We start from the raw sequence: 23,283 nt of genomic DNA, 5'->3' as shown, positions 1-23,283 counted from the left end.
ATCGGCCGTAAGGCTGTGCACATTGCCAGATGGACCAGCGCTTCCCCATGAAGTGCCTGTCTGGCCAGTAAGGTGGGGGCCTGAACCCCCAGGACGTAACCGCGATGAGGCGCGTGAGCAGTGTAACGATTGGCGATACCGGCACCTGTTGCCGGCTGAGCCCGTTCGCGCCCGCCGTCCGCGCTCAGACAAGCCGCCCCGAACCGTATGATCTGCTCTCCGGCCCTGTCTCAGGGCCGCCGGGGGTCTTTATGCCACCGGGGCGCAATGGAAAAACATGGCTAAGAAGATGCTTATCGACGCCACCCATCCCGAGGAGACCCGGGTTGTTGTGGTGGACGGAAACAAAGTTGAAGAATTTGACTTTGAAACAATAAACAAGCGCCAGCTCGCGGGGAATATCTACCTCGCCAAGGTGACGCGGGTGGAGCCTTCGCTCCAGGCGGCCTTTGTGGATTATGGTGGAAACCGCCACGGCTTCCTCGCTTTTGCCGAGATCCATCCGGATTACTATCAGATCCCGGTTGCGGACCGCCAGGCGCTCCTCGCCGAAGAACGCGCTATGGCGCGTGAGGAAGAGGAAGAGGACAATCGTCGTGCCCGCCGCCGCAAGCCGGCACCGCGGGCTGAACGCGCGCCCGCCGATCCCAGCGTTTCGGCGCCGGTGGCAGGTGAGGCTGCGGCCTCGCACAGCGAGATGGATGTGATCGATCTCTCGGCCGGTGAGGGCGAGGAGGGCGCTTCCGCTCTTGCGGTTGCTGAGGGCCTGGCCTCGACCGGGACCGATGGTGTCGCGCCGTCCGAACAGGCTGCGGTCGAACAGGCTGCCGGTGAAGGTGATGCCGGTGAAAGTGATGCCGGTGAAGCTGATGCGGGCGAAGACGATGCGGGCGACGAGGCCCGTGGCGATGACGCGGCTGCGGATGGTCATGAAGATCATGATCACAGCGACCATGATCATGGCGATCATGACCATCACGCCGCTGCCAGTGCAGATGAGATCGAGACCATTGCGGAAGAGGATGTCTCGGAAGAGATCGCCGCCCCGCGCCGGTCGCGCCTGCGCAAATACAAGATCCAGGAAGTGGTCAAGGTCCGGCAGATCATGCTGGTCCAGGTCGTCAAGGAAGAGCGCGGCAACAAGGGTGCTGCTCTGACCACCTATCTCTCGCTTGCAGGGCGTTACTGCGTGCTGATGCCGAATACTGCGCGTGGCGGTGGCATCTCGCGCAAGATCACCCAGGCGGCCGACCGTAAGAAGCTGAAGGAAATCGCGGGCGAGCTGGAGGTGCCGGAAGGCGCGGGCCTGATCATCCGCACCGCCGGGGCCAAGCGCACCAAGCCGGAAATCCGGCGCGATTATGAATATCTGATGCGGCTCTGGGAACAGATCCGCGATCTGACTTTGCGCTCGGTTGCGCCCGCCGCGATCTATGAGGAAGGCGATCTGATCAAGCGCACCATCCGCGATCTCTATAGCCGCGAGATCGACGAGGTGCTGGTTGAGGGTGAGGCTGGCTACCGTTCCGCCAAAGACTTCATGCGGATGATCATGCCGGCGCATGCGAAACAGGTGAAGCTCTATAACGAGCCGATGCCGCTTTTCGCGCGCTTCCAGGTCGAGAGCTATCTCGGCGGCATGTTCAATCCGGTCGTGCAGCTGAAATCCGGCGGCTACATCGTCATCGGCATCACCGAGGCGCTGGTCGCCATCGACGTGAACTCGGGCCGCGCGACGAAAGAGGGATCCATCGAGGATACCGCGCTCAAGACCAACCTTGAGGCCTGTGACGAGGTCGCCCGCCAGCTGCGTCTGCGCGATCTGGCCGGGCTGATCGTGATCGACTTCATCGACATGGAAGAGCGTCGCAACAACGCCTCGGTCGAGAAGCGGCTGAAAGACCGGCTGAAAACCGACCGTGCGCGGATCCAGGTTGGCCGGATCTCGGGCTTTGGCCTGATGGAAATGTCGCGCCAGCGGCTGCGTCCGGGGATGCTGGAATCGACCACGCAGCCCTGCTCGCATTGCCATGGCACCGGGCTGATCCGTTCGGATGACAGCATGGCCCTGACCATCCTGCGCGCGCTGGAAGAAGAGGGCACGCGCAAGCGCTCGAAAGAGGTGCTGCTGAAGGCGCCGATTGGCATCGTCAACTACCTCTTTAACCATAAGCGCGAACATATCGGGCTGATCGAATCCCGCTACGGTATGGCGGTGCGGATGGAGGCCGATCCGGCGCTCGTCTCGCCCGATTTCGAGCTGGAGAAGTTCAAGACCGCGACCCGCAGCCTGCCCGAGCCGAGCCAGGTCATCTCTGGCCATGCCGGGTTGATGGGCGATCTGGTCGAGGAAGAAGATGAGGATCTGGTCGACGAGATCCTGGACGAGGAAGAAGAGGTCGCGGAAGAGGCAGTTGCGGTTGCGGCGCCAGTCCGGGCCGAGCCTGCGGCGGAAGGCGGAGAAGGGGGCGGCAAGAAGAAGCGCCGTCGTCGTCGCCGTCGTCGGGGTGGCCGTGATGGTCAGGGCGCCGAGGGCAGCTCTGATGCGGGCGACGAGTCGGATGAAGAAGGTGCAGATGAGGATGACGCAGACGGCACCGATGCAGAGGTTGCAGCCGGTGACGTGAGCGAGGCAGTGGCGCCGGAAGCCGAAGCACTGGCGAAACCGAAGCGGGCGACGCGGTCGCGGTCGAAATCTGCGGCGGCAAAGGCAGCTGCAGCGGCGGCCGATGCGGCAGAGACTGTGGTGGGTGTGGCTGATAAGGCTGTGTCCGACACGGTTGTGGCTGAAACCGCTGTGACTGATCCGGTCGTGGCTGGCGAAGCTGTGGCGTCTGAGGCAGAGGCTCCTGCCACCGCCCCGGCACCAAAGCGCCGCAGCCGGGCGAAAGCCAGCACAGCGGTTGTCGGGGAAGAAGCCGCGCCTGAGGCTGTCGCTTCTGAGCCGGCCGCCGCGAAGAAGCCCGCGCGCAGCCGCGGAGCGGCGAAGCCGAAAGCCGCAAGCAGCCGTTCGCGGTCGAAGAAAGCCGATGAGGCCGAGGTCGCAGTGGTTGACGTTGCGGGGGCTCAGGTTGCAGCGGTTGAGGCCGCACCGGCGAAAGCCGCGCCCGAGGCGCCCGCAGGTGGCCCGGCTGAGGCTTCTCCGGCGCCGGTCCCGGCGAGGATGGCAGCAGATCCTGGCATTGCCGGTGTGGCGGATGCGGGTGAGGCCCCGGTCGCTGATGCGGGTCAGTCCGGTCTGGCCGATGACGCGGATGGCGATGATGACCGCCCGCGCAAAAAGGGCTGGTGGTCGCAGGGCCGCTGATCCGCGCAGAGATTAAAAAAGGGGGCCGCGAGGCCCCCTTTTTCTTTGCCGCCCGGTCTTTGCCATGAAGTCTTTATCTGCGGGGGGGGGGCGTCACCATTTCTGGAAGATGAAGAACGCGCCAAGAGCGATCAGGCTGAAGCCGATCAGATGGTTCCAGCCAAGGGATTCCTTGAGATAGAGCACCGAAAACGCCGCAAAAACCGCGAGGGTAATCACCTCCTGGATGGTCTTGAGCTGGGCTGCGTTGAAATAGGTGTAGCCAATGCGGTTCGCCGGAACCATCAGGCAATATTCAAAGAAGGCGACGCCCCAGGAGATCAGCACGACCTTGAACATCGGCATTGAGGCGCCGTCTTTCAGATGGCCATACCAGGCGTAGGTCATGAAGATATTCGAGGCGATCAGCAAAAGGACCGTCACCAGGGGAACGGGAAGATTGAGCATGTCTGACACCGGAGATGCGGAGGAGGTTCCGCCTGAGCCTATTGCGCGGCCCGCGGCATCGGAAGGGGGGATTCGCGCGGGCCTTCGGCGGGCAAAATCGCGGGCTGGCGAAAACTCCTGCGGCAAGCGGGAAAGCGACAACTCTGTCTTGCGAATGCGGCTCAGATCAAAACAATGTTCTCTTCGCAGGGGTTGCACCTTTTTGCGGCAGGAATGATATTCCGTTCAGCTCGCGGCGGGCTTTTCGCGCCGTGTTTCATTTTCTGAAGGCTGACCCCATGTCGTTCTTTTCCCTGTCCCGCCGTGCGGCCCTTACGCTTGCCGCTGCCGCTCTTATGTCCCCCGCGCTTTCTCCGGCGGCTTTCGCGGACAATGCCGCGCTGAAGGTCGGGATCATGGGGGGCGAGGATGAAGCGGTCTGGGCCGTGGTCGCGGAACAGGCGAAGCCGCTGGGCCTCGATATCTCGACGGTGATCTTCAACGATTACACCCAGCCGAATGAGGCGCTGGCCCGCAATGAGATCGACGCCAATGCCTTCCAGCATCTGCCCTATCTCGAAGCGCAGATCGCCGCACATGGCTATGAGATCATCCCGGAGATCGACACCGCGATCTTCCCGATCGGCGTCTATTCGAAGAAACATGCCTCGCTGGCAGAGCTGCCGGACGGCGCAGTGATCGGCGTGCCGAATGACCCGTCGAATGGCGGCCGCGCGCTCAAGGTGCTGGAGCAGCTGGGCCTGATCAAGGTCAACCCGGAAGCCGGTATTCTGGCGACGGTGATCGATGTGACCGAGAACCCGAAAAACCTCGACCTGCGCGAGCTGGATGCCGGTGTGGTCGGGCGCGCGATTGATGACCTTGACGCGGCGGTGGTCAATACCGACTGGGCGGCCAAGGCTGACCTGCTCGACAACCGGATCGCCGAGGAATCGGGTGTGAACAACCCCTATACCAATTTCATCGCGATCCGCACCGCTGACAAAGATGCGGAATGGGTTGCGAAACTGCGCGAAGCCTTCCAGTCCGACGCGGTCAAAGCGGCTTATGCCGATGCTTACAAAGGCGCGGCAGTTCCCGCCTGGTAAGATTTGGGTTAAGTGACACCGATCAGGGCGCCCGGATCAGCTCCGGGCGCCCTGACTGATTGAAGGAGCGGTGCCGATGGGGCAGGCGGGGAAAGTGGCCGGCGCGGATGTACCGGCGGTGCAGCTGGATCATGTGGTCAGGCGGTTCAATGACCGGCCGGCGCTGGATGATATATCGCTGACGCTGGCACGGGGCGAGATCGTCGGGCTGATCGGGCGCTCCGGCGCGGGGAAGTCGACGCTGATCCGCTGCCTGAACGGGCTTGACCGGCCGCAGGCGGGGCGCGTTGTGATCGACGGCACCGATATCTCGACGCTGTCGGAACAGGCGCTGAACCCGGTGCGCCGCCGGATCGGGATGATTTTCCAGCATTTCAATCTGTTATCCGCGAAGACCGTGGCCGAGAATGTCGCGCTGCCCCTGAAGATCGCCGGCGTGGCCCGCGCCGCCCGGATGAAACGGGTTATGGAATTGCTGGATCTGGTCGGGCTTGCCGAGAAGGCGAATACCTATCCGGCGCAGCTTTCGGGCGGGCAGAAACAGCGGATCGGCATCGCGCGGGCCCTGGCGCCCGAGCCGCTTTTGCTTTTGTCGGATGAGGCGACCTCGGCGCTCGACCCCGAGACCACGCAACAGATCCTGACGCTTTTGAAAGATGTGAACCGCCAGCTCGGCCTGACGATCCTGATGATCACCCATGAGATGGAGGTGGTGCGTCAGATCGCCCATCGTGTCCTCGTGCTGGATGCGGGCCGGATCGTCGAGGAAGGCCCGGTGGCCAGGGTGCTCGCCAGTCCTCAGACCGACACCACCCGCAGCCTTTTGCGTGGCCTCTCGCCGGTCTTGCCGGCGGATCTGGTGGCGCAGATCGCGCCCGAAGGGGATCAGGCGCTGATCCGCGTTGATGTCTACGGGCCCGATGCCCGCCGCCCGCTTCTGGCCGGGGTCGAGGCGATCACGGGACAGCCCGCGCGGCTGCTGCATGGCGGCTTGAATGATGTTCAGGGCGAGCCTTATGGCAGGCTTTTTCTCGCACTTGGGACCAATGATCAGGACAAGCTGGCCGCAGTGGTGGCAAAGCTGAAACCGGAAACGACCGCAATTGAGGTGCTCGGCTATGTCCCCGCAACTGTTTGAGACGCTGCTGGGCTGGGCGATGACGCGGCCGATGTTCGACCTTCTGGTCAAGGGGATGTGGGAGACGGTGGTGATGACCGGCGTCTCTGGCGCGCTGTCTTTCGTGATCGGCCTGCCGCTGGCCCTGATCCTCGTGACGACCGACAAGGGCGGTATCTTTCAGAACCTGCTGATCAACCGGAGCCTTGGCTGGCTGGTCAATGCGCTGCGGTCGGTGCCGTTCATCATCCTGCTGGTGGCGGCGATCCCGCTGACGCGGCTGATCGTGGGCACGGCCATCGGGATCAGCGCGGCGATTGTGCCGCTGACGCTGGCGGCGGCGCCCTATTTCGCACGTGTGGCCGAAGTGTCCCTGCGCGAGGTCGACCGCGCTTTGATCGACGCCGCCCGCGCGATGGGGGCGACGCGGATGACGATCCTGCGCGATGTGCTGATCCCCGAGGCGCTGCCGGGTATCGTTTCGGGCTTTACTGTGACCATGGTGACGCTGATCGGCGCCTCTGCGATGGCGGGGGCGGTGGGGGCCGGCGGGCTTGGCGATATCGCGATCCGCTATGGTTATCAGCGGTTCGAGACGGTGATTATGGTCGCAGTCGTGATCATCCTGATTGTGATGGTGTCGATCATGCAATGGGCCGGAGATGCGCTGGCACGGCGCATCGACCACCGCTGAGTGAAAGCATACAGGCTGATGCGCTTTGCACAGCGCATCAGCAATGGCGCTTGCAGATGACTGCAGATGACCGGTGCGTCAGATTGACATGGCGCGGATATATAAATGAAAACAGCGGCCTTTGGCCGCTTTCTCACATCACATCTTAAGGGATGATCCTGGACTGGAGCGGGCGAGGCGATTCGAACGCCCGACCCTAACCTTGGCAAGGTTATGCTCTACCCCTGAGCTACGCCCGCAACCGGTCCGGATGGCGGTGATCTAACCCCGCCTGCGCCAGGGCGCAAGAGGGGAAATGTAAAAATCTGTTACCTTGCGCAAAAACAGTGGCTAAGCCGTTGCGAAGGCAGGTTAAACCTCGGAGGGCGCGCCGCCTTCGAACCGGTTCTCGGCCTGATAGGAACAGGGCGCCTCCTGCATCTGGAGATGAAGTTTCTCGCCGCTATAGGGATGGGCGCGGGCAAGATCCTCGTCGAAATCAATGCCGAGGCCGGGGCCTTCGGGGGGCAGGATATAGCCATTTTCCCAGCGGATGGTGTTTTTGATCAGGCGCTGATGGAAGGCGCCGCCGGTCTCGATGGTCTCGACCAGCAAAAGATTGGGAATGGTGACGCCAAGATGGATATTCGCAGCCCATTCCACAGGCCCGGCATAGAGATGCGGCGCGATTTCGGCATTATAGACCTCGGCAATGGCCGCGACTTTGCGGCCCTCGGATATGCCGCCAAGCCGGCCAAGCGCCGGTTGCAGGATCCGCACACCGCCGGCACGCAAAAGCGTGGCGAATTCGGTCTTGGTGGTCAGCCGCTCGCCGGTGGCAAGCGGAATGCGGACCTGTTTCGCGACCTCGGCGAATTCCAGAAGATTGTCGGGCGGGATCGGTTCTTCATACCAGAGCGGGTTCCAGGGCTCGAGCTCGCGGCCAAGGCGGATGGCGCCTTCGGTGGTGAACTGGCCATGGGTTCCGAACAGCAGGTCAGCGCGGTCGCCGACCGCTTCGCGGATGGTTTTGCAAAAGGCGACCGAGCGCGAGATGTCGCTGAGTGCCGGTTGGTGGCCGCCGCGGATAGTGTAGGGGCCGGCGGGGTCGAATTTCAGCGCGGTGAAGCCCTGGTCGACATAGTGCAAAGCCGCCTCGGCCTGCTGGTCTGGGCTGGCCCAGAATTCGGTCGGGTCCTGGCCTGGACCGGGGTAGATATAGGTGTAAGAGCGCAGGCGATCATTCATCCGCCCGCCATTCAGCGCCCAGACCGGGCGGTTGCGCGCCTTGCCGATAATGTCCCAGCAGGCGATCTCAAGCCCTGAAAAGGCGCCCATGACGGTGAGATCGGGGCGCTGTGTGAAGCCCGAGGAATAGGCGCGGCGATACATCAGCTCGATATTTTCGGGGTTTTCGCCCTGCATATGGCGGGTGAAGACGTCTTCGATGACGGCCTTCATCGCTTTGGGACCGACGCTCGAGGCGTAGCATTCGCCATATCCGGTGATGCCGCAGCGCGTGGTGAGTTTCGGAAAGATCCAGTAGCGGCCGCCCCAGCCGGGGGCGGGCGGGGCGACGACGAAAATTTCCAGGTCTTGCAGGATCATCACTGGTGTCTCCTGGTTGGGGAGCGCCGGCGGGTTTACACCCCCGTACCCCCGTGGAGTATCTGGATCAGGAGGAAGGTAGCAGGGATTTCTTCAGGAGGTTTGATGGTTTGCGACGAGGGGGCGTCGGGATCAGGGGATGAGGGCGGTGATCCGGTGCAGGAGGTCGGCGGTCTCTTTCGGTCTGGCGAAGAAGGGGGCATGACCGCAGGCGAGGGAGAAACGGTGATCGGGCGGGACAGCACCGGCCATGGTGTGCTGGAAGGCGGGTGGGATGGCGCGGTCGTCTTCGCAGGTGATGGCGAAGCGCGGCAGGTTCCGTGAGCGTGTGGTAAGACGGATCGGAGTTTCCTGCGGTGCAATGGATTCGGGCGCCATATGGCGGGCGGCAAGAGCCTGGGTCTCTGGCGGGCAGTCGTGGAAGAACAGGGGCGTCAGGCTTTCGGGGGCGAAGCTGTAGCTGCCGGTGCCGTGATCGATTCTGAGGGCGGGGCGCAGTGGTTGTTCGCTCTGGCTGCGGCGGCGTGAGGCGACGGAACTGCCGTTCCCGGGGATATAGGCGCAGAGCCAGATGAGGGCCTGGATTTTGGCCGGATCGGTTTCGGCCGCGGCGGTGATCGGAAAGCCGCCGGCGGAATGGCCGACGAGGAGAGTGGGTCCGGTGAGGCTGTCGCAGATCGCCCGCGCCTGGTCACTGAGGCTGGTCCCTGGGCCGCGCGGCAGGTCGATTGCGCGGGCGCTGTGGCCGTAACCGGCCAGGGCTTCGGTCAGCCAGGGCCAGCACCAGGCACCAAAGCCCGAGCCGTGGACCAGCAGAAAGTCAGCCATGCCCGATCCGGGTCAGGAAATCGCGGATCGCATCGGCATAGTCATCGGGCTTTTCGGCCAGGGGAATATGGCCGGCGCCCCGGATCAGACGGAACTGGTGACCGGGGATCAGATCGGCGGTCTCGCGCACCAGATCGACGGGGGTGGAGCCATCATGGCTGCCGGCGATCACCAGGGTCGGGAGCCGCAGTGTCGCGGTGGTCTCGTAGAAATCGGTGCCGGCAATGGCGCTGGCGCAGCCGGCCCAGCCCTCAGGGGATGTCGCGAGGAAGCGGGTGCTGAGACCGGCAAGGGCCGGGCTTTCGCGCCAGTTGCGGCCCAGCCAGCGTTCCATCGTGGCGTCATGCAGGGCGGCGAGCCCTGCGCGGCGCACCAGCGCGATACGGTCCTGCCATTGCGAGGCGATACCGATACGGGCGGCGGTGTTCGACAGCACGAGGCCCCGCACGAGATCGAGCCGTTTCACCGCCAGGCCCTGGGCGATCAGGCCCCCGATCGAAAGGCCGATCACCACGCAGTCTTTCAGACCGAAATGCCCGATCAGCCGTTCAGTGTCCTGGATCAGCGCGCCCATCTTATAGGGCGCGGGCGGGCAGTCGCTGGCGCCATGGCCGCGCAGATCGAAACTTAGAATGCGGTGCCGGGGCAGGCGGTCGATCAGCGGTTGCCAGATCTCATTGCTGAGGCCAAGCGCGTGGAGCAGCACCAGAGGCGGGCCGTCCTCGGGGCCGGTGAGGCTGGCATTGAGACGCAGATCGGGCAGGTAGATGAGGGGCATGTTCGATATCTGTAATTATTTTCCGGAAATCCGGCGGTCGTCGGCAGAAAATGTTCGATCTTGTCACGAGGCCTTTGTGAGGCATTTGCGGAACAGGTCTTCTGACACATTGCCACCCGAGGCGATACAGATCACCTGATCAGGCAGATCAGGGCGGAAGAGCGCCGCCGCAAGCGCCACTGCGCCGCCGGGTTCCAGCACCAGACGCACATGGCGGAAGGCGAGCGTCACGGCCTCCAGCGCCTCTGAATCACTGACCACAAGCCCCGGACCGGCCAGGGCGGAGAGGAGCGGGAAGGTCATTTTTCCGGGTATGGGCGTCAGGATCGCATCGCAGACCGATCCGGTCAGGGCAGGGTTGCGCAGCCGTTCGCCGGCGGCAAGCGAGCGCGCCATATCGTCAAAGCCCTCGGGCTCGGCGGTGCGCAGGCGCAGTCCGGGCGCGCGTGCCTCCAAAGCCAGCGCAACACCTGAGGACAGCCCGCCGCCGCCGCAGGGCACCAGCACATCGGCGCGGGCCAGGCCGGCCTCCTGCGCCTGTTCTGCGATCTCCAGCCCGACGGTACCCTGACCTGCGATCACCTCGGCATGGTCATAAGGCGGGATCAGGGCATAGCCGCGCTCTGTCGCGATCCGGGTGGCGATGGCATCGCGATCCTCGGTCGCGCGGTTATAAAGCACGACCTCGCCCCCCCAGGCGCGGGTATTGGCGATCTTCACCTGCGGCGCATCCTCGGGCATCAGGATCACGCTCGCGATCCCATGGCCCGAGGCCGCGCGCGCCACGCCCTGGGCGTGATTGCCCGAGGACATCGCGATCACGCCCGGCGTTCCTGGCGGCAAGGCCGAGACCGCCGCCCAGCCGCCGCGCGCCTTGAAACTGCCGGTGACCTGGAGCGATTCCGCTTTCACAAACACCTGGCGGCCGGCGATCCGGTCCAGGAGCGGCGCGTTCAGCAGCGGCGTGCGCAGCACATGGCCCCGCAGGCGCGTGGCTGCGGTTTCGATCATGGTGATGTTCATGCAAGGGCTCCGGTCCAGGCGGTCAATGCGGCAAGCGCCTCTGGCTCATCGAGAAAGGGCACATGGCCGCGCCCGGGGATTTCAGTGACAGCGAGATCGGGCCGGATCCGCAGCATCCGCGCAACTGTCGCAGGCGAAAGCAGGTCGGAATTCGCGCCCCGGATCAGCGCGACCGGCAGGCCCCGGCTTGCCTCCCATTGCGGCCAGAGATCGGGGAGCGGCTGGGTCGGGTCATAGCCCGCGAGAAACGCGTCGCGCAGCGCCGGGTCGTAGCGCAGGGCCAGTCCGCCGGGCACTTCGCGAAACAGCCGCGCCGCGTAAGCGAGCCAGTCCGTTGCGCTGAGCCCGGTAAAGCCCGGGCTGTTGGCGGCCATTTGCAGCGCCACTTCGGCAAGGCTGCGGGCCTGGGGAGTACGGCCGATACGGGCCGCGATGCCCGACAGCCCTGCGGGCGCGATTTCGGGGCCGATATCGTTGAGGCAAAGCCCGATCAGCCGCTCCCGTACCAGCTGGGCCAGCACCATGCCGATCAGCCCGCCGCGCGAGGTGCCAAGAAGCGCCGCGCGCCCGACCCCCAGATGATCCAGCAGCGCCAGCGCATCGGCGCCTTCCTGCGCGATTGTATAGGTTGCGGCGCCGGTGAAATCGCTCTCGCCGCGGCCGCGGTAATCCATCCGGATCACGCGGCAGCCTGCCAGTGCCGGCAGCGCGGGGATGAAATCCTCTTTCGTGCGGGTCAGACCGGCGAGGCACAGGACCGGCAGGCCATCCTCTGGCCCGTCAAGGCAGTAGGCCAGCCGGGCGCCGTCGGGGCTGGTGAAGAACAGGGTCTCGCCCGTCGGATCTTCGGCACTGAGCCTGTCCTGGTCTGGCATGGCATCTCCTTCCTGGGTCTGCATTGGCTGCGGATGGGGCAGGGATATAGGGCGGCAGAGGCCGGTGGCCTCGGCCCAGATTGCCCGCTGCGGGGCGCAGGGGGAAGGGGGGCGGTTCGGGTTTGACCTGGAATGCCGGGCTTTCACGGGCCCGGGGCCGCGCAAAAACCGCAAGCGCGGCATCACGCCGCTTGCCGCGCGGGGGGTTCAGCCGTAAATCCCCCCAAACCGTTGCTACACCTGTCGCCATTTTCTCATCGCACTCCTTGCCGAAACCCCAGCCGGGGCGGTTTGCGCCCGCCCCGGGGATCCGGGGTCACCGGCCTGACACCGCCCGACCAGCCACAGGAGCCCCCATGGCCCGTAAGCCAGCAAATGCCCGTGCGGCTGCCACAAACTCAGCCGCCAATGGCGAGGAGCGTGCGTCGCGCAAAGTTTCGGCGCTTGGGGGCTTGCGACCTTTCCTGCGGCCTTACCGTCTTATGCTGCTGCTGGCGCTGTTTGCACTGGTGCTGACGGCGGGGGTCACGCTTGTGCTGCCGCTGGCGGTGCGCCGGGTGGTTGATGGCTTTGGCAATCACCTCGAACTTCTGGACACTTATTTCTCGGCCTTTCTGCTGATCGCGGCGCTGCTCGCTCTGGGGACGGGGCTGCGCTACTATGTCGTGACCCGGCTGGGAGAGCGGGTTGTCGCCGATATCCGCAAGGCGGTGTTTGCCCGGGTGACCTGCCTTTCGCCGTCGTTCTTCGAGAAGACCATGACCGGCGAGGTGGTTTCGCGCATCACCACCGATACCACGCTGATCCTGTCGGTGATCGGCTCGTCGGTTTCGGTCGCGCTGCGCAATCTCCTGATGCTGATCGGTGGCATGGCGATGCTGCTGCTGACTTCGGCCAAGCTCACCGGGCTGGTCTTGCTGATCGTGCCCGCCGTGGTGGTGCCGATCGTGGTGATGGGGCGGCGTCTGCGGCGGCTGTCGCGCGAGAACCAGGACTGGATCGCGGAAAGCTCGGGCATGGCGTCTGAGGCGCTTGGCGCCATTCAGACCGTCCAGGCCTTTACCCATGAAGAGGCGACGCGCGCCAGATTTGCCCGGGTGACGGAAGAGAGCTTCATTTCGGCAAAGACCCGGATCGGCACCCGCGCGGTGATGACGGTGATCGTGATTTTCCTTGTATTCGCAGGGATTGTCGGCGTGCTCTGGATCGGTGCGCGCGATGTGCGTGGCGGTACGATGAGTGTTGGAGAACTGATCCAGTTCGTGATCTATGCGGTGCTGGTGGCGGGCTCGGTCGGCTCGCTGTCGGAAATCTGGGGCGAATTGCAGCGCGCCGCCGGCGCGACCGAGCGGCTGGTCGAGCTTTTGAACACCGAAGATGAGATCCGCGATCCTGCGACGCCCCTGGCGCTGCCGCGCCCGGTGAAAGGTGCGATTGCCTTCGAGACTGTCGGCTTCTCTTATCCGACACGCCCGGGCCAGCTGGCGCTGGACGGGGTGTCCTTCACAGTGAATCCGGGCGAGACCGTGGCGCTGGTAGGCCCCTCAGGGGCCGGGAAATCCACCGTTTTGCAACTGATCGAACGGTTCTATGACCCGCAATCCGGGCGCATCACGCTGGACGGGATCGCGCTGGACAGCCTGTCGCGCGAAAATTTCCGCCGTGAAATTGCGCTGGTGCCGCAGGATCCGGTGATCTTCGCGATGACGGCGCGCGACAATATCCGCTTTGGCCGCCCCGATGCGACCGATGCCGAGGTCGAGGCTGCGGCCCACACCGCGCAGGCGCATGATTTCATCATGGGGCTTCCCGGCGGCTATGACAGCCGGCTGGGCGAGCGCGGCGTGATGCTGTCAGGCGGCCAGCGCCAGCGCATTTCCATCGCGCGGGCGATCCTGCGCGATGCGCCGGTCCTGCTGCTGGATGAGGCGACTTCCGCGCTGGATTCGGAATCGGAACATGCGGTCCAGACCGCGTTCAGCCGCCTGTCGGAAGGGCGCAGCACGCTGGTTGTGGCGCATCGCCTTGCCACCGTCAAAAGCGCTGACCGGATCCTCGTCTTCGAGGGGGGGCGGATCGTGGCCGAAGGCACGCATGACGCGCTGGTGCGCGAAGGCGGGCTTTATGCGCGGCTGGCAAAACTGCAGTTCACCGACGGGCTGGCGGCCTGACAGGTGAGGTGGCAGGTCAGGTATTCCGCCATGCCTGACCCGGCTGTTGCTTTGACCTTGCGTTGAAAAGCGGCGAAAAAGGTTGGCAAGCCTCGCCCCCGTTGCCACATTCCGGTGATGAGCCGCGCGGGAGACGGGGCGCAGAAGGGGAGAACGGCATGGCAGGAACCGCGACAGGCGCTGCAGCTGCAGGGCAGAAGGTCTACGCCACGAAAGACGATTTCAGGGCGCTGGAAGCCGAGATGCCCTGGGCGGACCGCGATGTTCCCCGCACCATCTATGAGGCGCTGAGCCGGGTGAAAACCGCCCATGGCGCGCGTCCGGCAATCAGCTATCAGCTGCTCTCGGATCCCGGTGCGGCAAATGCGACCCTGACCTGGGCCGGGCTGCATGACCAGGTGACGCGGGCGGCGAATCTCTTTCGCGCGCTCGGGGTCGGGCCGAGCGATGTCGTGGCCTATGTGCTGCCCAATACACTCGAGACGGCGGTGACGCTTTTGGGCGGCATGGTTGCGGGGATCGCCAATCCGATCAACCCGCTGCTGGAGCCGTCGCAGATTTCCTCGATCCTGCGTGAGACGAAGGCGAAGGTGGTGGTGACGCTGCGTGCCTTTCCCAAAACCGATATCGCGCAAAAGGTGGCCGAGGCCGTGCGCCATGCCCCGAATGTGAAACATGTGCTGGAAATTGATCTCCTCACCTATCTGACCGGGGTGAAGAAATTCATCGTGCCGCTGGTCCGCCCGAAAAGCCCGGTCGCGCATACAGCGGATGTGCAAAGCTTCCACACCGCGCTGGCGCGTCAGCCCGGCGACCGGCTGACCTTCCCGGATAATCCCGCCGACCGTGTTGCTGCCTATTTCCACACCGGCGGTACCACGGGCATGCCCAAGGTCGCGCAGCACAAAGTCTCGGGAATGATCTATAACGGCTGGATCGGCGGCACGCTTTTGTTCCGCGAGACCGATGTGGTCATGTGTCCGCTGCCCCTGTTCCATGTGTTTGCCGTCTATCCGATCCTGATGTCGATGATCTCATCGGGCGCGCAGGTCGTGTTCCCCACGCCGGCCGGATACCGGGGCGAGGGGGTTTTCGACAATCTCTGGAAGCTGATCGCGCGCTACCGCTGCACCTATCTGATCACCGTGCCGACCGCCCTGGCCGCGCTGATGCAGCGCCCGGTCAATGCCGATATCTCAAGCCTGCGCGCCGGGTTCTCGGGGTCGGCGCCCTTGCCGATAGAGCTGTATAACCGGTTCAAAAAGGAAACCGGCGTCGAGATTGTCGAGGGCTATGGCCTGACCGAATGCACCTGTCTCGTGGCGGTGAACCCACCGGCAGGCGTAAAGAAAAATGGCTCGGTCGGGCTTATCTTTCCCTATAGCCATGTTCGGATCCTGAATCGCGACGGAGAGGGCGGCTTTACCGAGGCCGGCACCGATGAGGTCGGCGAGATCTGCGTCGGCTCGCCTGGGGTCTATGAGGGCTCGACCTATACCGAGGACGACAAGAACAGGGATCTCTTCGCCGAAGGTCGGTTCCTGCGCACCGGCGATCTGGGCCGGATCGACGGCGACGGCTATCTCTTCATCACCGGCCGCGCCAAGGATCTGATCATTCGGGGCGGCCATAATATCGACCCGGCAGTGATCGAAGAGGCGCTGAGCGGCCATCCGGCAGTCGCCATTGTCGGCGCCATCGGCCAGCCTGACTTACATGCGGGGGAATTGCCCGCAGCCTATGTCGAGCTGGTCAAAGGGGCCACGGTGACGGTGCCTGAGCTGATGACTTATGCCGAAAGCCATATCTCCGAGCGCGCGGCAGTGCCGAAATATATCGAGATCCTGCCCGAATTGCCGAAAACCGCTGTCGGCAAGGTCTTTAAGCCCGATCTGCGAAGGCTGGCGATCATCCGCTGTTTCAACGCAGCCCTCGATAAGGCGGGGCTCGCGGTGCGGGTCACATCGGTGATCGAGGACAAGAAACGCGGCCTCGTCGCCCGGGTCGATAAAGTGGACGGTGCTACCGAGGCGCAGGTCGACGCGGTGCTTGGCGGCTTTACCAGCCCCTGGGAATGGGCCGACTGACGGGGTTTCCCGGCTTTATGACAGGAGTTTTCATTTGATGATTCCCGGCTTTCGCAGCACTCTCGCCCTTGTGAACGGCAGTTGAACGACAGTTGAAGGACATCACAGAATGAAACTGGCCAGGGGTGTTTCCGGTATCGCGCTTTCCGCTTTGCTTGCGCTGGCTCAGGTTGTGCCGGCGCTGGCCTATTCCAGCGAGATCCTGTTCCAGCACAAGCACTGGAAGGTGGATATCCATGGCTGGGATGATGGTGAGGTCGGCTGTCGTGCCGTTGTCGGCGACGACAAGGAAAGCTTTGCGATCTGGATTTTTCAGGATGCGATGATCCAGCTGCAGTTCTTTTCCACCTCCTGGGATTTCGGCACCGAAGGCCAGGTCGCGGATCTGCGGGTCCAGATCGACAAGCGCGAGGGCTGGGATCTGACCGCCGCCAGCCTCAAGCAGAATTCGGTAAGCTTCAACCTGCCCGACAGCGATGCGGCGGTGAGTTTCGTGATGGAGATCGCCGGAGGCAACAAGCTGTTCCTGCGCTCAAAAGACGGCAAAGAGGTGCAGAATTACTCGCTCGCGGGGTCGAAAGCCTCGATCACGTCCCTGCTTGAATGCGGCGATGCGATCACCGGCAAAAGCGCGCCACCGGCACCGTCCAACCCGTTCCAGTAATGCAGCTACAGGGAGAGCGGCGCTAGCAAGGCAGGCTGCTGTCCCGGTCCGAAGGGGCGGCGGTCCGGTTTGCGCCGAAAGCCCCCTTTGTCTCTGGCTTGTAAAATTGCCGTGCGACCCTTACCTGTCAGTCATATACCTTCCGGAGAAGCTGTCCCTATGCGTCTGAACCTCGCCGCCACCACCCTCCCGGTTTCGCTACGAGAACTTCAGACCCATGCCCGCATCCGTTTTTCTGTCCCATCTGTCTTGGTCCACGCCTGACGGAACACCGCTTTTCACTGATCTCAGCCTGGCCTTCGGCCCCGAACGGACCGGCGTCGTTGGACGCAATGGCTCCGGCAAGAGCACGCTTCTGCGCCTGATTTCTGGTGATTTACCACCCGCTTCCGGTCAGGTGCGGATTTCCGGTGCCAAAGCGATGATGCGACAGGAGGCGATGGAGCATCCTGACGACACCATTGCCGATCTGTTCGGTATCCGGCCCGCGCTTGATTTGCTGGACCGGGCCGAGGCGGGGCTTGCACAGGCCGATGAACTGGCGGATGCGGACTGGACATTGCCAGCCCGGATCGAGGCCGCGCTTTTGCGCTGTGGCCTCTCCGCCGCGGCGCATACACCGCTTGCGACACTTTCCGGTGGACAGCGCAGTCGCGCCGCCCTTGCCGCCCTGATCCTTGCAGAGCCGGATTTCCTGTTTCTGGATGAGCCGACCAACAATCTTGACCGTGATGGGCGCAGGGCGGTGATCGACCTCCTTCGGGGATGGACGGGCGGGGCGATTATCGTCAGCCATGATCGCGAACTTCTGGAAGAAATGGACGCCATCGTCGAACTGACCTCGCTTGGGGCAACCCGATATGGCGGGAATTACAGTGCCTTCCGGCAGCGGAAGGATGCGGAGCTGAATGCTGCGTCCCGTGATCTTGCCGATGCGGAAAAAGCCCTCTCGGATGCTGCGCGTCGCGCGCAGCAGGCGGCCGAGCGTAAGGCGCGCAAGGACAGTGCCGGGCATCGGGCGCGCGCCAGAGGGGAACAGCCAAAAATCCTGCTGGATTTCGCCAGGGGGCGGGCGGAAGCCTCGGGCGGCGCCGGCGCGCGTCTGAGGGATGCCCGGCGCGAAGCGGCGGATGAGGCAATGTCCGCCGCGCGCGAAAAGGTCGAAATCCTGCAACCGCTCCGTATGGACATTCCTCCGACCGGCCTTGCCCCCGGCAAGACGGTGCTGACACTGGACGGGGTGACCGGCGGATATGACCCTGCCCGCCCTGTGATCCGCGATCTGTCGCTGACCGTCACCGGCCCCGAACGGATCGTCATTGCCGGGCCGAATGGCAGCGGTAAGACCACTCTGCTAAAGATCATCACCAGTCAGATCATACCGCAATCCGGGCGGGTGGAGGTGATGGTGCCCTTCGCGCTGCTGGATCAGCATGTCGGATTGCTCGATCCCGCCCGCAGCCTTCGCGATAACTTCCTGCACCTGAACCCCGTGGCGGATACCCATAAGGCCCATGCCGCACTGGCCCGGTTTGGGTTCCGTGCTTCGGATGCCTTGCGTTATACGCGCGAATTGAGTGGCGGCGAGCGCCTTCGCGCCGGACTGGCCTGCGCCCTTGGCGCAACGCCGCCGCCGATGTTGCTGATCCTGGACGAACCGACCAATCACCTCGATCTGGACGGGATCGCCGCATTGGAGGCCGCGCTGGCCGCTTATGATGGTGCGGTGTTGGTGATCAGCCACGACACGGAATTCCTTGAATCGCTCGCCTGGGACAGAGCGATTCATCTTGTGGTATGACCGTTTCGTCCCGCATCGCAGCCGCTCGGGTGATCTCTGAAGCCGGCGGCTGGCGTCTCTCAGCGGAGCCTTGAGAGAGCGTTTAACCGGGGGGCGGGCAGGGGGACCCAGGGTTTGCTGTTCAAAGCTCGGGCGGCGCAGGTTTGGGTGCCAGACCGTGTTGCATCGGAGGTCACGCGGCCGTCGCGCCAGACTGGCTGATAGGCCAGCGGATCCTAACCAACTAAAACTCTCGGCTTTACTTTTCTGATAAAACTTGTCATCCATTCCGGCAGCCAGGCAATGGTTCCAATCCATCCCTTTGCCGTCGCGAGGCCATATGACCGGTTCGTTCAGCTTCCCTGCCAGGTCCGCCCGCTCGTTCTGCGTGGCACCACGTGTCGCACCCTGCGCTGACATGCTGGCCGGTTTCCCTCATCCCGCCGGAGTTAAGTCTTGAAAAATCCGCGTCTTGTGAAAAATTCCCGCCTTGTTCTCGCGGCTTTGCTGAGCACCACGCTCGCGGCGCCGGCGCTCGCGGCAGACCCTGCCGGCGTGGTGGCACATTATGCCGATATAGCCGAAGCCTCTTACGGCGACAGCCTCGCCACCGCGCGGGTGCTGCGGGAATCACTTGGCAACTTGGTGGCGCAGCCGTCGCAGGAAACGCTGGATGCGGCGCGCAGCGCCTGGCTTGCCGCGCGCGTGCCCTATCAGCAGACCGAGGCCTTCCGCTTCGGAAATGCGCTGGTTGATGACTGGGAAGGCAAGGTGAACGCCTGGCCGCTGGATGAGGGGCTGATCGATTATGTCGACGCCGCCAGCTACGGCGAGAGCGAGGAGAACCCGCTGGCCACGCTGAATGTGATCGCGAATCCGAAATTCACTTTGTCCGGCAATGAGATCGACGCCACCACCATCACGCCCGCGCTGATCGCAGATGTGTTGCAGGAGGCCGACGGGATCGAGGCCAATGTCGCCTCGGGCTATCACGCAATTGAATTCCTGCTCTGGGGCCAGGATCTGAACGGCACCGGCCCGGGCGCGGGCAACCGCCCCTGGACCGATTATGCCACGGGTGACGCCTGCACCGGCGGCAATTGCGACCGCCGCGCCGCCTATCTGATCGCGGCCTCCGACCTTCTGGTCTCGGATCTCGAAGAGATGACCGGTGACTGGGGGGCTGAGGGCGAGGCGCGCAAAGCGGTTGTCCAGGACCCGTCGGCCGGGCTTATGGCGATCCTGACCGGCATGGGCTCACTGTCATATGGTGAACTGGCGGGTGAGCGGATGAAGCTTGGCCTGATGCTCTCGGATCCGGAAGAAGAGCATGACTGCTTCTCCGACAATACCCATAACAGCCATTATTATGATGGGCTGGGCATCAGGAATGTCTATCTCGGCGAATATACCCGCATTGATGGCACGAAACTGACCGGCCCGTCAGTGTCGGAACTGGTGGCAGCGAGGGATGCGGCCGTCGATACCCAGCTGAAGGCCGAACTGGACAGCTCGGTCGCGGCGCTGAATGCGATCAAAACCGCCGCCGAGGAGGGCTTCGCCTATGACCAGATGCTGGAGGCCGGCAATGAAAAGGGCGAGAAACTGATCATGGGCGCGGTCAATGCGCTGGTGACCCAGACCGCCTCGATCGAACGCGCAGTTTCCGTGCTGGGCCTGTCGAAGATCGATTTCGAGGGGTCCGACAGCCTCGACAACCCCAACGCCGTCTTCCAGTAAGCTGAGAGAACCGCCGCCATGATCGTCTGTCATTGCATGAGCATCTCCGACCATGAGATCCGCGCCGCCGTGGACTGGATGCGGGCGGCGGATCCTTCGACCATCATCACTCCGGGCAAGGTCTATCACGCGCTTGGTAAGAAGGCGGATTGTGGCGGTTGCATGCCGGTCTTCCTTGATACGATGCGCAGCTGCGAGAGCTTTGGTGTGGCCGGAGATCCGGCGAGACCGGCAGTTCCAATGCTGAAACCGATGCGCGCGCGCCGCCTCGGCTGAGAAAAAGCCAGAATTTTTCCGGGCGTTTTTGTCAGATTTAGAATTATTCTAAAAAGTTTCTCTCCCCCCATAGACAGCGGCGTCGGGTCGATTTACCTTCTGCCCATCCGTAGCAAGCCGGGCCCTGCGCCCGCGCAACGATTGGGGTTTGCCATGAAGGGCGACAAGAAAGTCATCGAATATCTCAATGCCGGCCTGCGCTCCGAGCTGACCGCGGTGAGCCAGTATTGGCTGCATTACCGCCTGCTCGACGACTGGGGCTATGGCAAACTGGCCGCCAAGGCGCGGGCCGAGTCGATCGAAGAGATGCAGCATGCGGATAAGTTCATCACCCGCATCATCTTTCTCGAAGGCCACCCGAATCTGCAAAAGCTCGACAGCCTGCGGATCGGCCAGAATGTGAAAGAGATCCTCGAGGCGGACCTTGCCGCTGAACACGGTGCCCGCGACCTCTATATCGAGGCGCGCCGCTATTGCGACGAAGCCGGCGACTATGTCAGCCGCGCGCTGTTTGACGAGTTGATCCAGGATGAGGAAGGCCATATCGACTTCCTCGAGACCCAGCTGGGTCTGTTCAAAGAACTTGGCGACAAGAATTACGGCCTGCTGAATGCTTCGCCAGCGAATGAAGCCGAGTAAGAACAGCCTTAATATCTGATCCTGAAGAGCCGTGGAGGGGAAACCTGCCGCGGCTCTTTCAGTATGAGAAGCAGGAGGGGGCCAGCCCCCTCGCGGCTTTGCCGCTCACCCCCGGGATATTTAGAGACAGATGAATGCTGCGGGGTGTATTCATCTGTCCCTTAAATATCCCCGCCGGAGGCTTCCGCAGCCGGGCAGGGAGCGGCGCGCGGATCATTCCCGTGCCAGCGCCACCACCGGGTCGAGTTTCGAAGCCGCGCGCGCCGGCAGATAGCCAAAAACGATGCCGATCGTCGTTGAGGACAGAAAGGCTGCGATGATGGTGAGCGTGGAATAGCTCAGCCGGATTTCCTGGCCAATCTGGCCAGCCAGCCAGCCGCCGCCAAGGGCGAGGGCGACGCCGAGCACGCCTCCGATGAAGCAGACCAGCACCGCTTCGATCAGGAACTGCGCGATAATGTCGGACCGCCTTGCCCCCACTGCAAGACGGACGCCGATCTCGCGGGTTCGTTCGGTTACCGAGACCAGCATGATATTCATCACGCCAATGCCGCCGACGATCAGCGAGATCACGGCGATCGACGAGATCAGGAGCGTCAGTGTCCGGTTGGTGGCGGTCAGATTCTCGCGGATCGTGTCGGAATTGGTGAGGAAGAAATCCTCCTTGCCATGGCGCTGGGTCAGGAGCCGGGTGATCCGTGCCTCGGCTTCGGCCATATCGGCGTCATCATTCACCCGCACGGTGATGGAATCCACCCGGTTCTGGCCGGTGATGCGCTGGCTGACGGTCGTATAGGGCAGGAAGATCCGCGGCGTTGAGGGGCCAAAGCTCTGGCCGGAGGCGCTGACCACACCGATCACCTCAATCGGCACCCGCCCGATCAACAGGACTTTGCCGATCGGATCCTCGCCCGCGGCAAAGAAGGCGTTGCGTGTATCACTGTCGAGCACGCCGACCTGGGCGCGGCTGTCTATCGCAATCTGGGTCAGAAGCTGCCCGCTGGCCACCGAAAACCCGCCGACATCGAAATAGCCCGCGCCGACACCGCGCACGGAGAGGCTCGCTGTTACCGCGCTGCGTGTCACATTTTCCGTGGTGGAGATCTCGGGTGAGGCCGAGGCGGTATAGGGTTCGCCAGCCAGCACCGTCGCATCAGTGTCGATCAGTGTGTTGATTCGCCGTGCATTGCGGTCGCCAAAACCGGTGCCGGGGCGCACGGTGATGGTCGAGGTGCCGAGCGAGGCGATATTTTCAAGCACCTGCTCGCGCGATCCGGTGCCAAGCGCCACCACCGATACGACCGAAGCGATGCCGATGATGATGCCGAGCATGGTCAGAAAGCTGCGCAGCCGGTGCGCATTGAGCGAGCGCAGCGCCATTGTGAAAGCGTCGCGCAGCCGCCCGAGCCGGGCGAGGGCGCCGGTTTTCTCGGGCGGCGCGGGGTCGGGCCTTGCGCCCGTCACCGGTGCCGGGCCGCTGTCCGACAGGATCGTGCCATCCGAGATCTCGATCACCCGTCCGGCGCGGGCGGCGACATCGCGGTCATGGGTGACGATGATGATCGTATGGCCGCGCGCATTCAGCTCATCGAGCAGCGCCAGCAGATCCTTGCCTGAGCGGTTGTCGAGCGCGCCGGTCGGCTCATCGGCGAGTATTACCTCGCCACCATTCATCAGCGCGCGTGCGACAGAGACACGTTGCTGCTGGCCGCCCGAAAGCTCTGACGGGCGGTGGTCGCTGCGCTCGCCAAGGCCAAGCCGCGCGAGCAGGTCTTTCGCGCGTCGGGATCTCTCGCCAGCGGGGCGGCCGGCATAGATCGAGGGAACTTCGACATTGCCGCTGGCGTCAAGATCGGCAAGAAGCTGATAACGCTGAAAAATAAATCCGAAATGCAGCCGGCGCAGCCGGGCGCGGCCTTCTTCGGGCAGGGCAGTCACATCGATGCCGTTGTAGTGGTAGCTGCCTGTATTTGGCCGGTCGAGACAGCCGATGACGTTCATCAGCGTCGACTTTCCCGAACCGGAGGTGCCGACAATCGCCACCATCTCGCCGGCATGGATGGTCAGGCTGACATCTTGCAGCACGGTGAGGCTCTCGCCGCCGCTGGTGAAGCTGCGGCTGATGCCGCGCAATTCAATCAGCGGCGGGCCGCTTTTGACGGGATCACTCATCTGCCCGGCC

Annotated in this window: 18 protein-coding genes and 1 tRNA gene; 11 read left to right on the top strand and 8 right to left on the bottom strand. The window is 63.6% G+C overall.

Annotation, left to right across the window (positions count from 1 at the left end; all coding sequences use genetic code 11):
- Positions 1-277 precede the first annotated feature (277 nt).
- Complete coding sequence (locus AC4FS3_RS04175; RefSeq protein ID WP_491019513.1) at positions 278-3,307, top strand: Rne/Rng family ribonuclease; 3,030 nt, start codon at positions 278-280, stop codon at positions 3,305-3,307.
- Positions 3,308-3,400: 93 nt separating this feature from the next.
- Here AC4FS3_RS04175 and AC4FS3_RS04170 read toward each other — a convergent pair whose 3' ends face one another.
- The gene (locus tag AC4FS3_RS04170) at positions 3,401-3,754 is read right to left on the bottom strand and encodes a DMT family protein (RefSeq protein WP_491019512.1); all 354 of its coding nucleotides are present in this window, start codon (positions 3,752-3,754) and stop codon (positions 3,401-3,403) included.
- Positions 3,755-4,032: 278 nt separating this feature from the next.
- On the opposite strand from AC4FS3_RS04170, the gene AC4FS3_RS04165 reads away from it, so the two are divergent.
- From AC4FS3_RS04165 to AC4FS3_RS04155, 3 genes are all read left to right on the top strand, one after another.
- Entirely contained in the window at positions 4,033-4,842 is an 810-nt protein-coding gene (locus AC4FS3_RS04165) for a MetQ/NlpA family ABC transporter substrate-binding protein (protein ID WP_491019511.1), read from the top strand.
- A 76-nt stretch (positions 4,843-4,918) separates the two neighbouring features.
- On the top strand, positions 4,919-5,980 hold the full coding sequence (locus AC4FS3_RS04160) for a methionine ABC transporter ATP-binding protein (protein WP_491019510.1): 1,062 nt from the start codon (positions 4,919-4,921) through the stop codon (positions 5,978-5,980).
- A gap of 19 nt (positions 5,981-5,999) precedes the next feature.
- The gene (locus tag AC4FS3_RS04155; protein ID WP_491019541.1) at positions 6,000-6,653 is read left to right on the top strand and encodes a methionine ABC transporter permease; all 654 of its coding nucleotides are present in this window, start codon (positions 6,000-6,002) and stop codon (positions 6,651-6,653) included.
- 164 nt (positions 6,654-6,817) lie between these two features.
- Here the strand turns inward: AC4FS3_RS04155 and AC4FS3_RS04150 are convergent.
- The 6 genes from AC4FS3_RS04150 to AC4FS3_RS04125 all read right to left on the bottom strand — a co-directional run bounded on the left by AC4FS3_RS04150 (position 6,818) and on the right by AC4FS3_RS04125 (position 11,744).
- Positions 6,818-6,892 (bottom strand) — tRNA-Gly (locus AC4FS3_RS04150).
- Between the two features lie 112 nt (positions 6,893-7,004).
- A complete protein-coding gene (locus tag AC4FS3_RS04145; protein ID WP_491019509.1) occupies positions 7,005-8,240 on the bottom strand; it encodes a mandelate racemase/muconate lactonizing enzyme family protein in 1,236 nt (411 codons plus the stop codon).
- A 132-nt stretch (positions 8,241-8,372) separates the two neighbouring features.
- A complete protein-coding gene (locus AC4FS3_RS04140) occupies positions 8,373-9,068 on the bottom strand; it encodes an alpha/beta fold hydrolase (RefSeq protein ID WP_491019508.1) in 696 nt (231 codons plus the stop codon).
- On the bottom strand, positions 9,061-9,846 hold the full coding sequence (gene pcaD, locus AC4FS3_RS04135; protein WP_491019507.1) for a 3-oxoadipate enol-lactonase: 786 nt from the start codon (positions 9,844-9,846) through the stop codon (positions 9,061-9,063). The genes AC4FS3_RS04140 and pcaD overlap by 8 nt, the downstream gene beginning before the upstream one ends.
- 63 nt (positions 9,847-9,909) lie before the next feature.
- Positions 9,910-10,869, bottom strand: a complete 960-nt coding sequence (locus AC4FS3_RS04130) for a threonine ammonia-lyase (protein ID WP_491019506.1) — start codon at positions 10,867-10,869, stop codon at positions 9,910-9,912.
- Entirely contained in the window at positions 10,866-11,744 is an 879-nt protein-coding gene (locus AC4FS3_RS04125) for an alpha/beta fold hydrolase (RefSeq protein ID WP_491019505.1), read from the bottom strand. Before AC4FS3_RS04125 ends, AC4FS3_RS04130 begins: the two co-directional genes overlap by 4 nt.
- A 356-nt stretch (positions 11,745-12,100) precedes the next feature.
- On the opposite strand from AC4FS3_RS04125, the gene AC4FS3_RS04120 reads away from it, so the two are divergent.
- The 7 genes from AC4FS3_RS04120 (at position 12,101) to bfr (ending at position 21,101) form a co-directional block, all read left to right on the top strand.
- Positions 12,101-13,915, top strand: coding sequence for an ABC transporter transmembrane domain-containing protein (locus tag AC4FS3_RS04120; protein ID WP_491019504.1), 1,815 nt, complete (start codon positions 12,101-12,103; stop codon positions 13,913-13,915).
- A gap of 158 nt (positions 13,916-14,073) precedes the next feature.
- Positions 14,074-16,002: an acyl-CoA synthetase gene (locus AC4FS3_RS04115; RefSeq protein WP_491019503.1), complete on the top strand. Its 1,929-nt coding sequence runs from the start codon at positions 14,074-14,076 to the stop codon at positions 16,000-16,002.
- A 109-nt stretch (positions 16,003-16,111) separates the two neighbouring features.
- The gene (locus AC4FS3_RS04110; protein WP_491019502.1) at positions 16,112-16,666 is read left to right on the top strand and encodes a hypothetical protein; all 555 of its coding nucleotides are present in this window, start codon (positions 16,112-16,114) and stop codon (positions 16,664-16,666) included.
- A gap of 217 nt (positions 16,667-16,883) precedes the next feature.
- On the top strand, positions 16,884-18,467 hold the full coding sequence (locus AC4FS3_RS04105; protein WP_491019501.1) for an ABC-F family ATP-binding cassette domain-containing protein: 1,584 nt from the start codon (positions 16,884-16,886) through the stop codon (positions 18,465-18,467).
- A gap of 453 nt (positions 18,468-18,920) precedes the next feature.
- Positions 18,921-20,186, top strand: a complete 1,266-nt coding sequence (locus AC4FS3_RS04100; protein WP_491019540.1) for an imelysin family protein — start codon at positions 18,921-18,923, stop codon at positions 20,184-20,186.
- An 18-nt stretch (positions 20,187-20,204) separates the two neighbouring features.
- Positions 20,205-20,462 (top strand): (2Fe-2S)-binding protein, encoded by a 258-nt coding sequence (locus AC4FS3_RS04095; protein ID WP_198835542.1) that lies wholly within the window; start codon positions 20,205-20,207, stop codon positions 20,460-20,462.
- A gap of 153 nt (positions 20,463-20,615) precedes the next feature.
- Positions 20,616-21,101 (top strand): bacterioferritin, encoded by a 486-nt coding sequence (gene bfr, locus AC4FS3_RS04090; RefSeq protein ID WP_491019500.1) that lies wholly within the window; start codon positions 20,616-20,618, stop codon positions 21,099-21,101.
- A gap of 213 nt (positions 21,102-21,314) precedes the next feature.
- Here the strand turns inward: bfr and AC4FS3_RS04085 are convergent, their stop codons facing one another.
- On the bottom strand, positions 21,315-23,273 hold the full coding sequence (locus AC4FS3_RS04085; RefSeq protein ID WP_491019499.1) for a MacB family efflux pump subunit: 1,959 nt from the start codon (positions 23,271-23,273) through the stop codon (positions 21,315-21,317).
- Positions 23,274-23,283: the final 10 nt, after the last annotated feature.

The sequence above is a fragment of the Pseudogemmobacter sp. TB195 genome, assembly GCF_058313095.1.
This window is presented reverse-complemented; position numbering and strand designations above follow the sequence as displayed.

Excerpts from the sequence above, each read along its gene's own strand:
- AC4FS3_RS04160 (WP_491019510.1), top strand. The coding sequence starts at position 4,919 with ATGGGGCAGGCGGGGAAAGTGGCCGGCGCGGATGTACCGGCGGTGCAG.
- AC4FS3_RS04110 (WP_491019502.1), top strand. The coding sequence starts at position 16,112 with ATGAAACTGGCCAGGGGTGTTTCCGGTATCGCGCTTTCCGCTTTGCTT.
- pcaD (WP_491019507.1), bottom strand. The coding sequence starts at position 9,846 with ATGCCCCTCATCTACCTGCCCGATCTGCGTCTCAATGCCAGCCTCACC.
- AC4FS3_RS04175 (WP_491019513.1), top strand. The coding sequence starts at position 278 with ATGGCTAAGAAGATGCTTATCGACGCCACCCATCCCGAGGAGACCCGG.
- AC4FS3_RS04095 (WP_198835542.1), top strand. The coding sequence starts at position 20,205 with ATGATCGTCTGTCATTGCATGAGCATCTCCGACCATGAGATCCGCGCC.
- AC4FS3_RS04140 (WP_491019508.1), bottom strand. The coding sequence starts at position 9,068 with ATGGCTGACTTTCTGCTGGTCCACGGCTCGGGCTTTGGTGCCTGGTGC.
- AC4FS3_RS04165 (WP_491019511.1), top strand. The coding sequence starts at position 4,033 with ATGTCGTTCTTTTCCCTGTCCCGCCGTGCGGCCCTTACGCTTGCCGCT.
- AC4FS3_RS04120 (WP_491019504.1), top strand. The coding sequence starts at position 12,101 with ATGGCCCGTAAGCCAGCAAATGCCCGTGCGGCTGCCACAAACTCAGCC.
- AC4FS3_RS04085 (WP_491019499.1), bottom strand. The coding sequence starts at position 23,273 with ATGAGTGATCCCGTCAAAAGCGGCCCGCCGCTGATTGAATTGCGCGGC.
- AC4FS3_RS04170 (WP_491019512.1), bottom strand. The coding sequence starts at position 3,754 with ATGCTCAATCTTCCCGTTCCCCTGGTGACGGTCCTTTTGCTGATCGCC.
- AC4FS3_RS04125 (WP_491019505.1), bottom strand. The coding sequence starts at position 11,744 with ATGCCAGACCAGGACAGGCTCAGTGCCGAAGATCCGACGGGCGAGACC.
- AC4FS3_RS04105 (WP_491019501.1), top strand. The coding sequence starts at position 16,884 with ATGCCCGCATCCGTTTTTCTGTCCCATCTGTCTTGGTCCACGCCTGAC.
- AC4FS3_RS04155 (WP_491019541.1), top strand. The coding sequence starts at position 6,000 with ATGACGCGGCCGATGTTCGACCTTCTGGTCAAGGGGATGTGGGAGACG.
- AC4FS3_RS04130 (WP_491019506.1), bottom strand. The coding sequence starts at position 10,869 with ATGAACATCACCATGATCGAAACCGCAGCCACGCGCCTGCGGGGCCAT.
- AC4FS3_RS04145 (WP_491019509.1), bottom strand. The coding sequence starts at position 8,240 with ATGATCCTGCAAGACCTGGAAATTTTCGTCGTCGCCCCGCCCGCCCCC.
- AC4FS3_RS04115 (WP_491019503.1), top strand. The coding sequence starts at position 14,074 with ATGGCAGGAACCGCGACAGGCGCTGCAGCTGCAGGGCAGAAGGTCTAC.
- bfr (WP_491019500.1), top strand. The coding sequence starts at position 20,616 with ATGAAGGGCGACAAGAAAGTCATCGAATATCTCAATGCCGGCCTGCGC.